Here is a 16,013-nt window from a genome sequence, read left to right on the forward strand (position 1 = left end):
AGTAACAAATTGTTCGATAATCGCACAAAGAGTCGATTATCGGATTGTAAGCCACCCCCCAGTCTCCTTAATCTGAGCTCACTGAAGCACCCTGACCAGGAGCCTCCAAATGCCACGAGCTGACTACTCCCGAACCCAACATATTCGAGCTGTGCGCCCTGCGTGACCTCGAAGCCCGTACCGCCGCGGCCCATGGCCAAGTGGCAGGAGAAGCCTGATGCAAGACGTATTCATCTGTGACGCTATCCGCACCCCGATCGGCCGCTTTGGCGGCTCCCTGGCCGGCGTGCGGGCCGACGACCTGGCAGCCGTGCCGCTGAAGGCGCTGGTCGAGCGCAACCCTGGCGTGCAATGGGACCAGGTTGACGAAGTGTTCTTCGGCTGCGCCAACCAGGCAGGTGAAGACAACCGCAACGTGGCACGCATGGCGCTGCTGTTGGCCGGCCTGCCGGAGAGCATCCCGGGTGTCACCCTGAACCGCCTGTGCGCGTCGGGTATGGATGCCATCGGCACTGCCTTCCGCGCCATCGCCAGCGGTGAAATGGAGCTGGTGATTGCCGGCGGCGTCGAGTCGATGTCGCGTGCCCCGTTCGTCATGGGCAAGGCCGAAAGCGGCTACTCGCGCAACATGAAGCTTGAAGACACCACCATTGGCTGGCGTTTCATCAACCCACTGATGAAGAGCCAGTACGGTGTGGACTCCATGCCGGAAACCGCCGACAACGTGGCCGACGACTATCAGGTTTCGCGTGCTGACCAGGACGCTTTCGCCCTGCGCAGCCAGCAGAAGGCTGCCGCCGCCCAGGCCTCTGGCTTCTTTGCCGAAGAGATCGTGCCGGTGCGTATTGCCCACAAGAAGGGCGAAATCATCGTCGAGCGTGACGAGCACCTGCGCCCGGAAACCACGCTGGAAGCGCTGACCAAGCTCAAGCCGGTCAATGGCCCGGACAAGACCGTCACCGCCGGCAACGCCTCGGGCGTGAACGATGGTGCTGCGGCGCTGATCCTGGCTTCGGCTGCAGCGGTGAAGAAACACGGCCTGACCCCGCGTGCCCGCGTCCTGGGCATGGCCAGCGGCGGTGTTGCACCACGGGTGATGGGCATTGGCCCGGTGCCGGCGGTACGCAAGCTGACCGAGCGCCTGGGTGTAGCGGTGAATGATTTTGACGTGATCGAGCTGAACGAAGCGTTCGCCAGCCAAGGCTTGGCGGTGCTGCGTGAGCTGGGTGTGGCTGACGATGCGCCGCAGGTAAACCCGAATGGCGGCGCGATCGCCTTGGGTCACCCGTTGGGCATGAGCGGTGCGCGCCTGGTGCTGACTGCGCTGCACCAGCTGGAGAAGAGCGGTGGGCGTAAGGGCCTGGCGACCATGTGTGTGGGCGTTGGCCAAGGTTTGGCGCTGGCTATCGAACGGGTTTGACCTGTACTGGCCTCTTCGCGGGACAAGCCCGCTCCCACAGGATAATCGTTGCCCACTGCACAACGGGAACCTGTGGGAGCGGGCTTGTCCCGCGAAGAGGCCGGCACTTACGACTCAAGGCCAATTGCCAGCCTCAAAGCGGAACGAGTGTGTTACCAGGTATGTCTAGAATTACCTGTGACCCTCCAGGAGTAATCTCACCATGACCTCAACCTATTACACCGGCGAAGAGCGCAGCAAACGCATCTTCGCTATCGTTGGTGCCTCTTCGGGCAATCTGGTGGAATGGTTCGACTTCTACGTCTATGCCTTCAGCGCGATCTACTTCGCGGCGTCCTTCTTCCCCTCCGACGACCCCACCGTGCAGCTGCTCAACACCGCCGGTGTATTTGCTGCAGGCTTCCTGATGCGCCCGATCGGTGGCTGGATCTTCGGCCGCCTGGCCGACCGCCATGGCCGCAAGAATTCCCTGATGATCTCGGTGCTGATGATGTGCTTCGGCTCGCTGATGATCGCCTGCTTGCCGACCTATTCGAGCATCGGTGCCTGGGCACCGGCGCTGCTGTTGCTTGCGCGGCTGATCCAGGGCCTGTCGGTAGGCGGCGAGTACGGCACCACCGCGACCTACATGAGTGAAGTGGCCCTGCGCGGTCAGCGCGGCTTCTTCGCGTCGTTCCAGTATGTGACCCTGATCGGCGGCCAATTGCTGGCGGTGCTGGTGGTGGTGATCATGCAACAACTGCTGACCGAGGAAGAGCTGCGCGCCTGGGGCTGGCGCATTCCGTTCGTGGTCGGCGCCATCGCCGCGCTGATTTCGCTGATGCTGCGCCGCTCGCTGCACGAGACCAGCAGCGCCGAAACCCGCAAGGACAAGGACGCCGGCACCATCAAAGGGCTGTTCCGCAACCACACTGCAGCGTTCATCACCGTGCTGGGCTACACCGCCGGTGGCTCGCTGATCTTCTACACCTTCACCACCTACATGCAGAAGTACCTGGTCAACACGGCAGGCATGCCTGCGAAGACCGCCAGCTTCGTGATGACCGGCGCGCTGTTCCTCTACATGGTGATGCAGCCGTTTTTTGGCATGCTCTCCGACCGCATCGGCCGGCGCAATTCGATGCTGCTGTTCGGTGCGTTGGGCACGATCTTTACTGTACCACTGCTGATGGCGCTGAAGACCGTGAGCAGCCCGTTCATGGCCTTCGTGCTGATCACCCTGGCCCTGTGCATCGTCAGTTTCTACACCTCGATCAGTGGCCTGGTGAAAGCCGAAATGTTCCCGCCGCAGGTGCGCGCGCTGGGCGTGGGCCTGGCCTATGCGGTGGCCAACGCGGCATTCGGCGGTTCGGCCGAATACGTGGCCCTGGGGCTGAAGACCTTGGGTATGGAAAACACTTTCTACTGGTACGTGACGGCCATGATGGCGATTGCCTTCCTGTTCAGCCTGCGCCTGCCGAAACAGGCCGAGTACCTGCACCATGACCACTAAGGACGCTGCATGAGCAACCAACTGTTCGACGCTTACTTCACCGCGCCGGCCATGCGCGAGATTTTCTCCGACCGTGGCCGCCTGCAGGGCATGCTCGATTTCGAAGCCGCGCTGGCCCGTGCCGAAGCGGCTGCCGGGCTGGTCCCGCACAGCGCCGTGGCGGCCATCGAGGCGGCGTGCCAGGCCGAGCGCTATGACGTTGGCGCGCTGGCCAATGCCATCGCCACGGCTGGCAACTCGGCGATCCCGCTGGTGAAGGCGTTGGGCAAGGTGATCGCCAGTGGCGTGCCGGAAGCCGAGCGCTATGTGCACCTGGGCGCCACCAGCCAGGACGCGATGGACAGCGGCCTGGTGCTGCAGTTGCGCAATGCCCTCGACCTGATCGAAGCCGACCTTGGCAAACTGGCCGATACCCTGTCGCAACAGGCCTTGAAGCATGCCGATACGCCCTTGGTGGGCCGCACCTGGTTGCAGCACGCCACACCGGTGACCTTGGGCATGAAGCTGGCCGGTGTGCTGGGCGCCTTGACCCGCCATCGCCAGCGCCTGCAGGAACTGCGCCCGCGTTTGCTGGTGCTGCAGTTCGGCGGTGCCTCGGGCAGCCTGGCGGCCTTGGGCAGCAAAGCGATGCCGGTGGCCGAGGCGCTGGCCGAGCAGCTCAAGCTGACCCTGCCCGAGCAGCCGTGGCACACCCAGCGCGACCGCCTGGTGGAGTTTGCTTCGGTGCTGGGCCTGGTGGCCGGTAGCCTGGGCAAGTTTGGCCGCGATGTCAGCCTGCTGATGCAAACTGAGGCGGGGGAGGTGTTCGAGCCTTCTGCGCCGGGCAAGGGCGGTTCTTCGACCATGCCGCACAAGCGCAACCCGGTGGGTGCTGCCGTGCTGATCGGTGCAGCGACCCGTGTGCCGGGCCTGGTCTCGACGCTATTCAGCGCCATGCCCCAGGAGCACGAGCGCAGCCTCGGCCTGTGGCATGCCGAATGGGAAACCCTGCCGGAGATCTGCTGCCTGGTCTCTGGCGCCTTGCGCCAGGCCCAGGTGATCGCCGAGGGCATGGAGGTGGATGCCGCGCGCATGCGCCGCAACCTTGAGCTGACCCAGGGCCTGGTGCTGGCTGAAGCGGTGAGCATTGTCCTTGCCCAGCGCCTGGGCCGCGACCGCGCCCACCACCTGCTGGAACAATGCTGCCAGCGCGCGGTGGCCGAGCAACGCCACCTGCGTGCCGTGCTGGGCGACGAACCACAGGTCAGCGCCGAGCTGACTGGCGAAGAACTCGACCGTTTGCTCGACCCAGCACATTACCTGGGCCAGGCCCGCGTCTGGGTGGCGCGTGCCGTGTCCGAACATCAACGTTTCACTGCCTGAAGGAGACCGCTGTGGCGCACTTGCAACTGGCCGATGGCGTTTTGAACTACCAAATCGATGGCCCGGAAAACGCCCCGGTGCTGGTCCTGTCCAACTCGCTGGGCACTGACCTGGGCATGTGGGACACCCAGATTCCGCTGTGGAGCCAGCACTTCCGGGTGCTGCGTTACGACACTCGTGGCCACGGCGCATCGCTGGTCACCGAGGGCCCTTACAGCATCGAACAGCTGGGCCGTGACGTGCTGGCCTTGCTCGATAGCCTGGACATCCCCAAGGCGCATTTCGTTGGCCTGTCGATGGGCGGCCTGATCGGCCAGTGGCTGGGCATCAATGCGGGCGAGCGCCTGCACAGCCTGACCCTGTGCAACACTGCCGCCAAGATCGCCAATGACGAGGTGTGGAACACCCGTATCGACACCGTGCTCAAGGGCGGCCAGCAAGCCATGGTCGACCTGCGCGATGCCTCCATCGCCCGCTGGTTCACCCCGGGCTTTGCCCAGGCCCAGGCAGAACAGGCCCAGCGCATTTGCCAGATGCTGGCGCAAACCAGCCCCCAAGGTTATGCCGGCAACTGCGCGGCGGTACGTGACGCCGATTACCGCGAGCAACTGGGCCGCATCCAGGTGCCGGCGCTGATCGTTGCCGGTACCGAAGACGTGGTCACCACCCCGGAGCATGGCCGCTTCATGCAGGCTGGTATCGCTGGTGCCGAGTACGTCGACTTCCCAGCGGCGCACCTGTCCAACGTCGAGATCGGCGAAGCGTTCAGCCGCCGCGTGCTCGACTTCCTGCTGGCTCACTGAGGACTACGCCATGGACGAGAAACAACGTTACGACGCCGGTATGCAAGTGCGCCGTGCAGTGCTTGGCGATGCCCACGTGGACCGCAGCCTGGAGAAGCTCAACGACTTCAACGGCGAGTTTCAGGAAATGATCACCCGCCACGCCTGGGGCGACATCTGGACCCGCCCAGGCCTGCCACGGCATACCCGCAGCCTGATCACCATTGCCATGCTGATTGGCATGAACCGCAATGACGAGCTGAAGCTGCACCTGCGTGCGGCGGCGAACAACGGCGTGACCCGCGACGAGATCAAGGAAGTGCTCATGCAGAGTGCGATCTACTGCGGCATTCCGGCGGCCAATGCCACCTTCCACATGGCTGAGTCGGTGTGGGATGAGTTGGGTGTAGAGTCGCGTAACTGACTGTTACGCGGTCCCCTGCAGGAGCGGCCTTGCCGGGGCGCCGTACCGGTCGGATGAGGCGCGAAGCGGCCCCAGGATTTCAGCTTTGCAGCCGATATTGCCGGGGCCGCTTTGCGGCCCATCGCGACACAAGGCCGCTCCTACAAAGAGCGCATGGCTACCGGACCTGCGTTGTCTTCGACGGCGCGCTTCAGAGTCGGGCACAAGCCCAGCATGAACGCCGCTTCAGCCACCACGAACAGCGGCCCGATGATCAACCCGCTGACGTCGTCGACAAATGCCGGTTTGCGGCCTTCGTAGTAATGGCCGACGAACTGGATGATCCAGCCCAGCACAAGCGCCCCCAACCCGGCGCTTAACCACAGCCCCGTCGCCTGCATGGCCAGCACCTGGCCAACCCACAGGCACAGCCCTAGCAACAAACCCATCACCAGGCCAAAACGCAGGTCCAGGCGCAGGTAGAACCATACCGAGGCGGCCGCTGCCAGCAGGGCAGGGGACAGCCACATGCCGGCCACGCTCCAGCCTGGGCGTGACAGCAGGATGGTGACGGCCAGCACGATCATGGGGATGCCGATGAAATGGGTGGCGATGTTGCGCGGGTCGCGGTGGTAGCTGGCGTATTGGCTCAGGTGGTCGACGAGGGTTTTCATTGGTGTGCTTCCCTGGTTTGCCTGGTCGGGGTGTGTTGCCTGTACCGGCCTCTTCGCGGGTAAACCCGCTCCTACAAGATTGCGCGAACCGCTGTAGGAGCGGGTTCACCCGCGAAGAGGCCGGTACAGGCAACCCATTTAGCTCAGGATAGCCCGCAGCCACCACCATCATCAGCTCAGCGAATGGCAGCAGCCCGCACTGGCATATCCAGCCCCACCAGGGTCTCGATCATCGCCCGCGCCGCAGGCGACAGACGGTAGCCACTGCGGCTGACTACCCCACAGCGCACGCTCAGCACTTCCAGCGCCGGCGGCAGATTGCGCCAGTGCAGGCGCACCAGGCGGCCGCTGGCCAGGTCTTCGGCCACGGCCTCTTCGCTGGCGGTGCCGATGGCGTCGCTGGCCTGCACCACGCTGCGCAGCACCGCCAGGTGCTCGGTCTGCAGGTGCGGGGTGAAATCACTGCGCCCACTCAGGTTGGCCAGGCGCTTGCGTACGCCGGGGGCGAGCAGGGCGCTGGCCAGCGGGTAGCTGAACAGGTCGTTGGTCGACAGGCTGTCCTTGGCCAGCAACGGGTGCCCTGGGCGGCAGAAGAACAGGCCGGGGCGGGGCGACAACGGCTCGGTGTGGAAGTTGGGGTCGGCCTCGAACGGGCGGATATCGTCGACGAAAAACTCGATTTGCTCGCGGCGCAGGGCCTGGCCGAGGCGTTCGGCGTTATCCACCAGCAGCGAAGTGCGGATGCCTGGGTGGCGCTCGATGAAGTGACGCAAGGCTTCGGGCACCAGGCGCACGGCCAGGGCCGGGCCGCTGCCGAAGTGCAGTTCGCCGGCGTCGAGCTTGGTCATCTGCAGCACTTCATTGCTCAGCTGCGCGGCGCCCTGCACCAAGCGGCGGGCGTGTTGCAGCACTACCTGGCCTTCGGGGGTGGGTGGCAGGGTTTTGCTGGCGCGGTCGACGAGGGGGCAGCCAAAGCTGTGTTCCAGGCTCTGGATGGCGCGGCTGAAGGCGGGTTGGGTGATGCCCATGGCCTCGGCGGCACGGACGAAACTGCGGTATTCGGTGAGGGCGATGAAGTAACGCAGCTGACGGAGGTCCATGTCATGACTCTGGGGCGGGGATCAGGGGCCTATTCAAGCGGTTACTGCATATATTGTAAAAGAAGGTTTATTGATTTGTTTATTTCTTAAAGTTATTTGCTGGTGCGTCGGGCCTCTTCGCGGGTAAACCCGCTCCCACAGTTCCCCACCCGTTGTAGGAGCGGGTTCACCCGCGAATAGGCCAGTAGGCTCAGAGGAGATTCAAAGGGTAACTCACGATCAGCCGGTTCTCATCAAAGGCATTGGTGCTGAAGTCCCGGCGCATGGTGGAGTTGCGCCATTTCACCGACAGGTCCTTGAAGCTGCCCGACTGCACCACATAGGCCAGCTCGCTCTCCCGCGCCCATTCCTTGCCATCATCCACACCGCCAGCGGTAACGTTGTCACCTTTGATATAGCGGTTCATCAGGGTCAGGCCGGGTACGCCGACGCTGGCGAAGTTGAAGTCATGGCGCACCTGCCAGGAACGTTCCTTGGCATTGTCGAAGCTGGAGTTGTAGCTGTCGTTGGCCAGGGTACCGCCACTGGTGCCGTTGACCCGCAACCAGGCGTTGTCGCCGCTGACCTTCTGCAGGCCGACGTAGACGGTGTGGCCCTGGTAGCGTGCCGAGAGCAGGGCCGAGGCGGTGCGGTTGTCCAGCTCGCCGGCGCGTTCGGCACCGTCTTCCTTGCCGATGAAGTAGCCCAGGTTGGCGCCCAGGGTCCAGTCACCCAGCGGCTGGCTGTGCGTCAGGTTGAGGTACTGCTGGTGGTAGATGTCTTTGAGCTGGGCATCCCACAGGCCGATCATGGTGCGCTTGTCGTTGAAGGTGTATTCGCCGCCGCCGAAGTTGAAACGGTCGGAGGTGAATGCGGCCTTACCGTTGAGCGACATGTCTTCCATGCTGGCATCGTTGCGCGGGCTGTTGCCGCGGAACTGGCCGCCGTACAGGGTCAGGCCGGCGATCTCCTTCGAGGTCAGCTGGCCACCGCGGAAGGTCTGAGGCAGCGAGCGGCCATCGTCCGAGCGCAGGATCGGCAGTACCGGCATCCATTCACCGACTTTCAGCTCGGTTTCGGAAAGCTTGGCTTTCAGCGCCACACCCAGGCGGCCGAAGTCATCGGCGGGGCGGCCGTCGTCATGCACCGGCAGCAGTTGGGTATTGGTGGTGCCTTTACCGCCGTCGAGCTTGACCGAGTACAAGCCCAGTACGTCTACGCCGAAGCCAACGACGCCCTGGGTGAAGCCGGAGCGAGCGTCGAGGATGAAGCTTTGCGTCCATTCTTCAGCCTTGCCCTGTGGGTAGGCCGGGTCGACGAAGTTGCGGTTGATGTAGAAGTTGCGCAGGTTGAGGCTGGCCTTGGCGTCCTCCATGAAACCACCTTGGTCGGCGGCGAACACGGGGAGGGCGCAGGACATGGCCAACAGGCCGGGCAGCAGCTGGCGTGCGGGTTGCAATGTGCTCATCTGTCGTGGATCTCTTGTTTTTATGGGCGAGCCGGTGCACTGCGGGGTCGAGCCAGCAGGTGCGGGTCTTTTCTGGATGAACTTGAGCAACGTTGCGTGGGAGGATGGTGCGGGGTTGGGCAGGGGTGAGGCAATTCGTCGCAAACGGAACGGGGCGATAATCGAACGGAATGTTCCAAGTGGTTAATAATTTTCCTGTGCGGGCCTATTCGCGGGTAAACCCGCTCCTACAACGGGTGGAGATCCCTGTAGGAGCGGGTTTACCCGCGAATAGGCCGGCACAGGCAACACAAAACAAAAAGCCCACCGCTAAGGGTGGGCTTGTTGCTGTAGCAGCTTCAATCAGCCTTTCGGTGCGTCCACCGATGCCTGCTGGTTAGCCTGCCCGGTTTGCTCGTACCAGCCACCGCCAAGTGCCTTGTACAGGTTGACCTCGCTGGTCAGCTGCAAAAGGCGGTCTGTGATCAGCGATTGCTGGGCGCTGAACAGGTTGCGCTGGGCATCGAGGAAGGTCAGGTTGCTGTCGATACCGATGCGGTAGCGGCGTTCAGCCAGGCGGTAGTAGTCCTGGTTGGCCTGCACCAGATCACGCTGGGCCTGCAGCTGCTCTTCGAAGGTCTTGCGCGCCGCCAGGCCATCGGAGACTTCCTGGAAGGCGGTCTGGATGGTCTTTTCGTACTTGGCGACGTTGATGTCCTTCTGGATCTTCGAGTAGTCCAGGCTGGCCTTCAGGCTGCCGGCGTTGAAGATCGGCAGGTTGATCTGCGGCTGGAACAGCCAGGTGCCTTGGCCGCCCGAGAACAGGTGACCCATGTCGGGGCTCAGGCTGCCGGCGTTGGCCGTCAGGCTGATGCTCGGGAAGAACGCTGCGCGGGCCGCGCCGATGTTGGCGTTGGCGGCCTTGAGCAGGTGCTCGGCTTCCTGGATGTCCGGGCGGCGCTGGAGGATGTCCGACGGCAGGCCGGCCGGTACTTCGGCCAGCTGGTCGGCGTTGAGCTCCAGCGGCTTGGCCAGGTCGGCAGGAATGCCGGTGCCCAGCAGCACGGTCAGGCTGTTGACGTCCTGGGCGACCAGGCGTTGGTACTGCGAGTACTTGACCCGGGCGCCTTCCACGGCGGTACGCGCCTGGCTGACATCCAGCGCCGACGCCACGCCGACTTCGTTGCTGCGACGGGTGAGGTTGTAGCTTTCCTCGTAGGTCTTCAGCGTTTCTTCGGTCAGCTTGAACAGCGCCTGGTCGGCCTGCCAGGTGTAGTAGGCGTTGGCCACGCTGGCCACCAGGGCGATTTGCGTGGAGCGACGCGCCTGCTCGCTGGACAGGTAGGTTTCCAGGGCTTGCTCGGTCAGGCTGCGTACACGGCCGAACAGGTCCAGCTCATAAGCACTGACACCCAGGGTGGCCGAGTACTGGCTGGTGATGCCCGATTCACCGGTTTGCGACATGTTCGCCGGTACCCGCTGGCGGCTGCCGCTGCCGTCGGCCGAAACCGCCGGGAACAGGTCGGCCCGCTGGATGCGGTACTGCGCGCGGTAGGCGTCGATGTTCAACGCCGCGACGCGCAGGTCGCGGTTGTTGACCAGCGAAGTCTGGATCAGCTGCTGCAGCGCCGGGTCGTGGAAGAACTGGCGCCAGCCCTGTTCGGCGGCGGCAACGTCCGCCGACTGCGTCGGCGAGTACGCAGGGCCTTGCGGCCACTGCGCAGCCGCCGGCGATTCCGGGGTCTGGTAGTCGGGGATCAGCGAGCAGCCGCCAAGAATGAAAGCGGTTACCGCCAGGGACAACAAAGACTTGGTCATTGCCCAGCCTCATAACGTGGAGTTTCAGGGGTGACGTCTTTTTCCGGCTCTTTGCTGCCGAACACCGACGACACTGCGACGAAGAACAGTGGTACCCAGAAGATAGCCAGCACGGTCGCACTGATCATGCCGCCAATTACGCCAGTACCAATGGCGTGCTGGCTGCCGGCGCCAGCGCCGCTGGCAATGGTCAACGGTACCACGCCGAGGATGAACGCCAGCGAGGTCATGATGATCGGGCGCAGACGCATGCGGCAGGCCTCGATCGTCGCGTCGTACAGGCTGCGGCCTTGCTCGTGCAGTTCCTTGGCGAATTCGACGATCAGGATCGCGTTTTTTGCCGCCAGGCCGATGGTGGTCAACAGGCCGACCAGGAAGTACACGTCGTTGGACAACCCGCGCAGGCTGGTTGCAATGAGCGCACCGATGATCCCCAGCGGCACTACCAGCACCACGGCGATCGGGATCGACCAGCTTTCATACAGGGCTGCCAGGCACAGGAACACGAACAGGATCGAGAGGGCGAACAGCGCCGGCATTTGCGAGCCGGAGAGTTTTTCCTCGTAAGACATGCCTGTCCAGGAGTAGCCGATGCCGGAAGGCAGTTCGCCAACGATGCGTTCGACCTCGGCCATGGCTTCACCGGTACTGTAGCCCGGTGCTGGTGCACCCAGAATCTCCATCGCCTCGACGCCGTTGTAGCGCGACAGCTTCGGCGAACCGTAGCTCCATTCACCCTTGGCGAAGGAGGAGAACGGCACCATTTCGCCAGCGCCATTGCGCACGTACCACTTCTGCAGGTCTTCCGGGCTCATCCGCGCATTCGGCTCGCCCTGGATGTACACCTTCTTGACCCGACCACGGTCGATGAAGTCGTTGACGTAGCTGGCACCCAGGGCAATCGACAGGGTGTTGTTGATGTCGGCGATGGTCACGCCCAAGGCGCTGGCACGTTCGTCATCGATGGTCAGCTGGTACTGCGGCTCGTCGTTCAGGCCGTTCGGGCGCACCGCCATGAGGATCTTGCTTTGGGAGGCCTTGGCCAGGAACTGGTTGCGCGCTTCCATCAGCTTCTCGTGGCCAACACCGGCGCGGTCCTGCAGGAACACGTCGAAGCCGGTGGCGTTACCCAGTTCGAGTACCGCAGGCGGAGCGAAGGCGAACACCATCGCGTCGCGGAAGCTGAAGAAGTGTTGCTGGGCACGTTGCGACAGGTTGAACACGCTGTTCTCGGCCGAACGCTCGCCCCATGGCTTGAGCATGATGAACGCCATGCCCGAGCTCTGGCCACGGCCGGCAAAGTTGAAGCCGGTCACGGTGAACACCGACGACACGGTGTCGGCTTCGTCCTTGAGCAAGTACTCACGCATCTGGTCGACTACCACCTGGGTGCGCTCGGCACTGGAGCCGGCCGGGGTCTGCACCTGGGCGAACAGTACGCCTTGGTCTTCTTCCGGCAGGAAGGCGGTAGGAATTCGGGCGAACAGCCAGATCATGCCGACCACGATCAGCGCATAGGCCAGCAGGAACGGTGCCTTGTTGCGCAGGATGGTGCCCACGCTGCGCTCGTAGCCGTTTACGCTGCGGTCGAAATTGCGGTTGAACCAGCCAAAGAACCCGCCCTTGGCCGTGTGGTGCTCGCCCTTCTTCAGCGGCTTGAGCATGGTGGCGCACAGCGCCGGGGTGAAGATAAGCGCCACCAGCACCGACAGGCCCATGGCCGAAACGATGGTGATGGAGAACTGCCGGTAGATCACACCTGTGGAACCACCGAAGAATGCCATGGGCAGCAGTACTGCCGAGAGCACCAGGGCGATACCCACCAGCGCCCCCTGGATCTGCTCCATCGAGCGCTTGGTGGCCTCCTTGGGCGGCAAGCCTTCCTCGGACATCACCCGCTCGACGTTCTCCACCACGACGATGGCGTCGTCCACCAGCAAGCCGATGGCCAGGACCATGGCGAACATGGTCAGGGTGTTGATGCTGAAGCCCGCAGCGGCAAGGATGCCGAAAGTACCCAGCAACACCACCGGTACGGTCATGGTGGTGATGATGGTGGCGCGGAAGTTCTGCAGGAACAGGTACATCACCAGGAACACCAGGACCACGGCCTCGATCAGGGTGTGGATCACGCCGCTGATCGATTCGGTGACCACCGGGGTGGTGTCATACGGGAATACCGCTTTCACCCCAGGCGGGAAGAACGGTTCCAGGTCGCTGATGGTCTTGCGCAGTGCCTTGGCAGTGTCCAGGGCGTTGGCGCCGGTGGCCAGTTTTACCGCAAGGCCGGAGGCCGGCTTGCCGTTGAACTGGGCGCTGACTGCATAGTTTTCACCACCCAGGCCGACTTGGGCGACATCACCCAGGCGTACCTGCGAACCATCGTTGTTGACCTTGAGCAGGATCTTCTCGAACTGCTCGGCGGTTTGCAGGCGGGTCTTGCCGATGATGGTGGCGTTCAGCTGGGTACCCGGCATGGCCGGCAGGCCGCCGAGCTGGCCGGAGGAGACCTGCACGTTCTGCGCGGCTACCGCGGTCTTGACGTCGACCGGGGTCAGCTGGAACTTGTTCAGCTTGGCCGGATCGAGCCAGATACGCATGGCGTACTGCGCACCGAACACCTGGAAGTCACCCACACCTGCGGTACGCGAGATCGGGTCCTGCATGTTGGAGACGATGTAGTTGGCCAGGTCGTCCTTGGTCATGCTGCCGTCTTCGGACACCAGGCCGATCACCAGCAGGAAGTTCTTCACTGCCTTGGTAACGCGGATACCTTGCTGCTGCACTTCTTGCGGCAGCAGCGGGGTGGCCAGGTTCAGTTTGTTCTGTACCTGTACCTGCGCGGTGTCGGGGTTGGTGCCCTGCTCGAAGGTGGCGGTAATGGTCATGCTGCCGTCGGAGTTACTTTCCGACGACACATAACGCAGGTTGTCGATACCGTTGAGCTGCTGCTCGATCACCTGCACCACGGTGTCCTGCACGGTTTGCGCCGAGGCGCCCGGGTAGGTCACGGCGATGGCGATAGCCGGCGGCGCGATGCTGGGGTACTGGTTGATCGGCAGCTTCAGGATCGACAGGGCCCCGACCAGCATGATCACCAAGGCGATCACCCAGGCAAAGATCGGGCGATCGATAAAGAACTTCGACATGGTTTACTCCGCTTTGGCGTCTGCTTTCGCCGCGTTGGCCTGATCAGGGCGGGCCGGCTTCTTGACGTTGGTGGCATCGCTGACCTTGACCTCGACGCCTGGGCGCACGAACTGCAGGCCTTCGGTGATCAGACGGTCACCTGGGTTGAGGCCTTCCTCGATCAGCCAGTCGCTGCCCAGGGTGCGGTTGGCCTTGAGTTGGCGCAGTTCCACCTTGTTCTCCTGGTTGACCACCAGTGCGGTCGGTGCGCCTTTCAGGTCGCGGGTCACGCCCTGTTGCGGGGCCAGGATGGCGTTGGCGTTGACCCCGGCCTTCAGCCGCGCATGCACGAACATGCCTGGCAGCAGGGTGTGATCGGGGTTGGGGAAGAGCGCGCGCAGGGTTACCGAGCCGGTGGTCTCGTCGACCGCGACTTCGGAGAATTCCAGGCGGCCTTCCTGCTTGAACAGGCTGCCGTCTTCCAGCACCAACTGGACCGAGGCGGCGTTGTCGCCAGCCTTTTGCAGTTGGCCGCTTTCCAGGTCACGGCGCAGCTTGAGCAGCTCGGCGGTGGACTGGGTGACGTCGACGTAGATCGGGTCGAGTTGCTGGATGGTGGCCATGGCGTTGGTCTGGCCGTTGTTCACCAGCGCACCTTCGGTGACCGAAGAACGGCCGATACGGCCGCTGATCGGCGCCAGGACCTTGGTGTAGCGCAGGTCGATCTGCGCGCTTTTCAGCGAAGCTTCGGCCTGCAATCGTTTGGCACTGGCATCGTCGTATTCCTGCTTCGATACAGCCTGTTCGTTTACCAGCTGCTTGTAGCGCTCGGCCAGCGAGCGGGTGGACTGCAGGTTGGCCTGGGCATTGGCCAGGGTGGCTTCGTACACGGCAGGGTCGATCTGGTACAGCTGCTGGCCTTCCTTGACCTCACTGCCTTCCTTGAACAGGCGCTTGAGGATGATGCCATTGACCTGCGGGCGCACTTCGGCGACGCGGTAGGCACTGGTACGCCCCGGCAATTCCGAGGTCAGGGTGAAGGCTTGCGGCTGGATGGTCACGACGCCGACCTGAGGAGCCTGCGCCGCAGGCGCTGCTTCTTCTTTCTTACAGCCACTGAGCAGGGTTGCCAGGGCGACGGCGGAAACCAGAGCGGTAACGGCTGGCTTGAATTGCATGAGGATCCTCGGGTCGCTGGAGCAGGGAGACGCTCAAGAGTAATGGAAGAGTCTTGATCTGGAAAAAGTGCTATCCGGTGGATAAATAGCTTGCTAAGGAATATACTTACATTCATGGTTGTTTGTAAATACCGCTGGGTTGTACTCGGTTACTGCCACAGCCCTTGATTAGCTCATCCGCGAGGCACCCTGCAGAGGTGCCCCCGGAGCGTTCCCCGCACGCGCTGCGCGTTCGGGCCAGATGAGGTTGTACTGCCATGGTCCGTAGAACCAAAGAAGAAGCCCAGGAAACCCGCGCCCAGATCATCGAGGCGGCGGAAAAGGCCTTCTACAAGCGCGGGGTTGCGCGAACCACCCTGGCCGACATCGCCGAGCTGGCGGGTGTGACGCGGGGGGCGATCTACTGGCACTTCAACAACAAGGCCGAGTTGGTGCAGGCGTTGCTCGACAGCCTGCACGAAACCCATGACCACTTGGCACGGGCGAGCGAAAGCGAGGACGAAGTCGACCCGCTTGGCTGCATGCGCAAGCTGCTGCTGCAGGTGTTCAACGAGCTGGTGCTCGATGCCCGAACCCGGCGTATCAATGAAATCCTGCATCACAAGTGCGAGTTCACCGATGACATGTGTGAAATTCGCCAGCAGCGCCAAGGTGCGGTGCTGGATTGCCACAAGGGCATTACCCTGGCGTTGGCCAATGCAGTGCGCCGGGGCCAGTTGCCTGGCGAGCTGGATGTCGAGCGCGCGGCGGTGGCCATGTTTGCCTATGTCGATGGCCTGATCGGGCGCTGGCTGTTGCTGCCTGACAGCGTCGATCTGCTGGCCGATGTCGAAAAATGGGTCGACACCGGGCTGGATATGCTGCGCTTGAGCCCCGCGCTGCGCAAATGACACTTTGTTAAGGATTGTGAGGGAGTGTTTCCTCTTTGTATTAACAGGGGATTAAAGCTTCCAGGTACCTGAAAAAGGGCACAGATCCTGTAGGAGCGGCCTTGTGTCGCGATCGGGCTGCAAAGCAGCCCCAGCAATTTTTGCAGCGCTGCTGAAATCCTGGGGCTGCTTTGCAGCCCGATCGCGACACAAGGCCGCTCCTACAGGGGGATGCAAACCCTTGTAGGAGCAGCCTTGTGCTGCGAATAGGGCCGCATGGCTGATACAAGTGCTTGACCTGTACCGGACATTCGCAGCACAAGGCTGCTCCTACATAGAGCCCTGTTCTGCAAAGCGGCC

General features: G+C 63.0%; 12 protein-coding genes and 1 pseudogene. 7 read left to right on the plus strand and 6 right to left on the minus strand.

The window, feature by feature from the left end; translation table 11 throughout:
* Positions 1 to 125: 125 nt before the first annotated feature.
* The 6 genes and pseudogenes from ACIP1G_RS09735 to pcaC all read left to right on the plus strand — a co-directional run.
* Positions 126 to 218, plus strand: a pseudogene (locus ACIP1G_RS09735) (CoA-transferase subunit beta); the annotation flags it as partial.
* On the plus strand, positions 215 to 1,420 hold the full coding sequence (gene pcaF / locus ACIP1G_RS09740; RefSeq protein ID WP_400735967.1) for a 3-oxoadipyl-CoA thiolase: 1,206 nt from the start codon (positions 215 to 217) through the stop codon (positions 1,418 to 1,420). The pseudogene ACIP1G_RS09735 and the gene pcaF, both read left to right, overlap by 4 nt.
* 202 nt (positions 1,421 to 1,622) lie before the next feature.
* Complete coding sequence (locus ACIP1G_RS09745; RefSeq protein WP_400735925.1) at positions 1,623 to 2,912, plus strand: MFS family transporter; 1,290 nt, start codon at positions 1,623 to 1,625, stop codon at positions 2,910 to 2,912.
* A 9-nt stretch (positions 2,913 to 2,921) separates the two neighbouring features.
* Positions 2,922 to 4,274, plus strand: coding sequence for a 3-carboxy-cis,cis-muconate cycloisomerase (locus ACIP1G_RS09750; RefSeq protein ID WP_400735928.1), 1,353 nt, complete (start codon positions 2,922 to 2,924; stop codon positions 4,272 to 4,274).
* An 11-nt stretch (positions 4,275 to 4,285) separates the two neighbouring features.
* Complete coding sequence (gene pcaD, locus ACIP1G_RS09755) at positions 4,286 to 5,077, plus strand: 3-oxoadipate enol-lactonase (RefSeq protein ID WP_400735931.1); 792 nt, start codon at positions 4,286 to 4,288, stop codon at positions 5,075 to 5,077.
* 10 nt (positions 5,078 to 5,087) lie between these two features.
* Positions 5,088 to 5,480: a 4-carboxymuconolactone decarboxylase gene (gene pcaC, locus ACIP1G_RS09760; protein ID WP_400735934.1), complete on the plus strand. Its 393-nt coding sequence runs from the start codon at positions 5,088 to 5,090 to the stop codon at positions 5,478 to 5,480.
* Positions 5,481 to 5,620: 140 nt separating this feature from the next.
* Here the strand turns inward: pcaC and ACIP1G_RS09765 are convergent, their stop codons facing one another.
* The 6 genes from ACIP1G_RS09765 to ttgA form a co-directional block, all read right to left on the minus strand.
* On the minus strand, positions 5,621 to 6,133 hold the full coding sequence (locus ACIP1G_RS09765; RefSeq protein ID WP_400735936.1) for a DUF962 domain-containing protein: 513 nt from the start codon (positions 6,131 to 6,133) through the stop codon (positions 5,621 to 5,623).
* Between the two features lie 176 nt (positions 6,134 to 6,309).
* Positions 6,310 to 7,233, minus strand: coding sequence for a LysR family transcriptional regulator (locus ACIP1G_RS09770; RefSeq protein ID WP_400735939.1), 924 nt, complete (start codon positions 7,231 to 7,233; stop codon positions 6,310 to 6,312).
* A 190-nt stretch (positions 7,234 to 7,423) separates the two neighbouring features.
* Positions 7,424 to 8,680 (minus strand): OprD family porin, encoded by a 1,257-nt coding sequence (locus ACIP1G_RS09775; RefSeq protein ID WP_400735941.1) that lies wholly within the window; start codon positions 8,678 to 8,680, stop codon positions 7,424 to 7,426.
* Positions 8,681 to 9,022: 342 nt separating this feature from the next.
* Entirely contained in the window at positions 9,023 to 10,477 is a 1,455-nt protein-coding gene (locus ACIP1G_RS09780; RefSeq protein ID WP_400735944.1) for an AdeC/AdeK/OprM family multidrug efflux complex outer membrane factor, read from the minus strand.
* Entirely contained in the window at positions 10,474 to 13,626 is a 3,153-nt protein-coding gene (gene ttgB / locus ACIP1G_RS09785; RefSeq protein ID WP_400735947.1) for a multidrug efflux RND transporter permease subunit TtgB, read from the minus strand. The genes ACIP1G_RS09780 and ttgB overlap by 4 nt, the downstream gene beginning before the upstream one ends.
* A 3-nt stretch (positions 13,627 to 13,629) precedes the next feature.
* The gene (ttgA, locus tag ACIP1G_RS09790) at positions 13,630 to 14,784 is read right to left on the minus strand and encodes a toluene efflux RND transporter periplasmic adaptor subunit TtgA (protein ID WP_400735950.1); all 1,155 of its coding nucleotides are present in this window, start codon (positions 14,782 to 14,784) and stop codon (positions 13,630 to 13,632) included.
* A 257-nt stretch (positions 14,785 to 15,041) separates the two neighbouring features.
* Here ttgA and ttgR point away from each other — a divergent pair, with 257 nt between their 5' ends.
* Positions 15,042 to 15,674, plus strand: coding sequence for an efflux transport transcriptional regulator TtgR (gene ttgR / locus ACIP1G_RS09795; protein ID WP_400735953.1), 633 nt, complete (start codon positions 15,042 to 15,044; stop codon positions 15,672 to 15,674).
* Positions 15,675 to 16,013: the final 339 nt, after the last annotated feature.

The sequence above is a fragment of the Pseudomonas sp. NPDC089392 genome, from assembly GCF_044749595.1.
GTDB lineage: Bacteria > Pseudomonadota > Gammaproteobacteria > Pseudomonadales > Pseudomonadaceae > Aquipseudomonas.

Coding starts and splice junctions, on each gene's coding strand:
- pcaC (WP_400735934.1), top strand. CDS start 5,088: ATGGACGAGAAACAACGTTACGACGCCGGTATGCAAGTGCGCCGTGCA.
- ttgR (WP_400735953.1), top strand. CDS start 15,042: ATGGTCCGTAGAACCAAAGAAGAAGCCCAGGAAACCCGCGCCCAGATC.
- ACIP1G_RS09770 (WP_400735939.1), bottom strand. CDS start 7,233: ATGGACCTCCGTCAGCTGCGTTACTTCATCGCCCTCACCGAATACCGC.
- ttgA (WP_400735950.1), bottom strand. CDS start 14,784: ATGCAATTCAAGCCAGCCGTTACCGCTCTGGTTTCCGCCGTCGCCCTG.
- ACIP1G_RS09750 (WP_400735928.1), top strand. CDS start 2,922: ATGAGCAACCAACTGTTCGACGCTTACTTCACCGCGCCGGCCATGCGC.
- ACIP1G_RS09745 (WP_400735925.1), top strand. CDS start 1,623: ATGACCTCAACCTATTACACCGGCGAAGAGCGCAGCAAACGCATCTTC.
- ACIP1G_RS09780 (WP_400735944.1), bottom strand. CDS start 10,477: ATGACCAAGTCTTTGTTGTCCCTGGCGGTAACCGCTTTCATTCTTGGC.
- ttgB (WP_400735947.1), bottom strand. CDS start 13,626: ATGTCGAAGTTCTTTATCGATCGCCCGATCTTTGCCTGGGTGATCGCC.
- ACIP1G_RS09765 (WP_400735936.1), bottom strand. CDS start 6,133: ATGAAAACCCTCGTCGACCACCTGAGCCAATACGCCAGCTACCACCGC.
- ACIP1G_RS09775 (WP_400735941.1), bottom strand. CDS start 8,680: ATGAGCACATTGCAACCCGCACGCCAGCTGCTGCCCGGCCTGTTGGCC.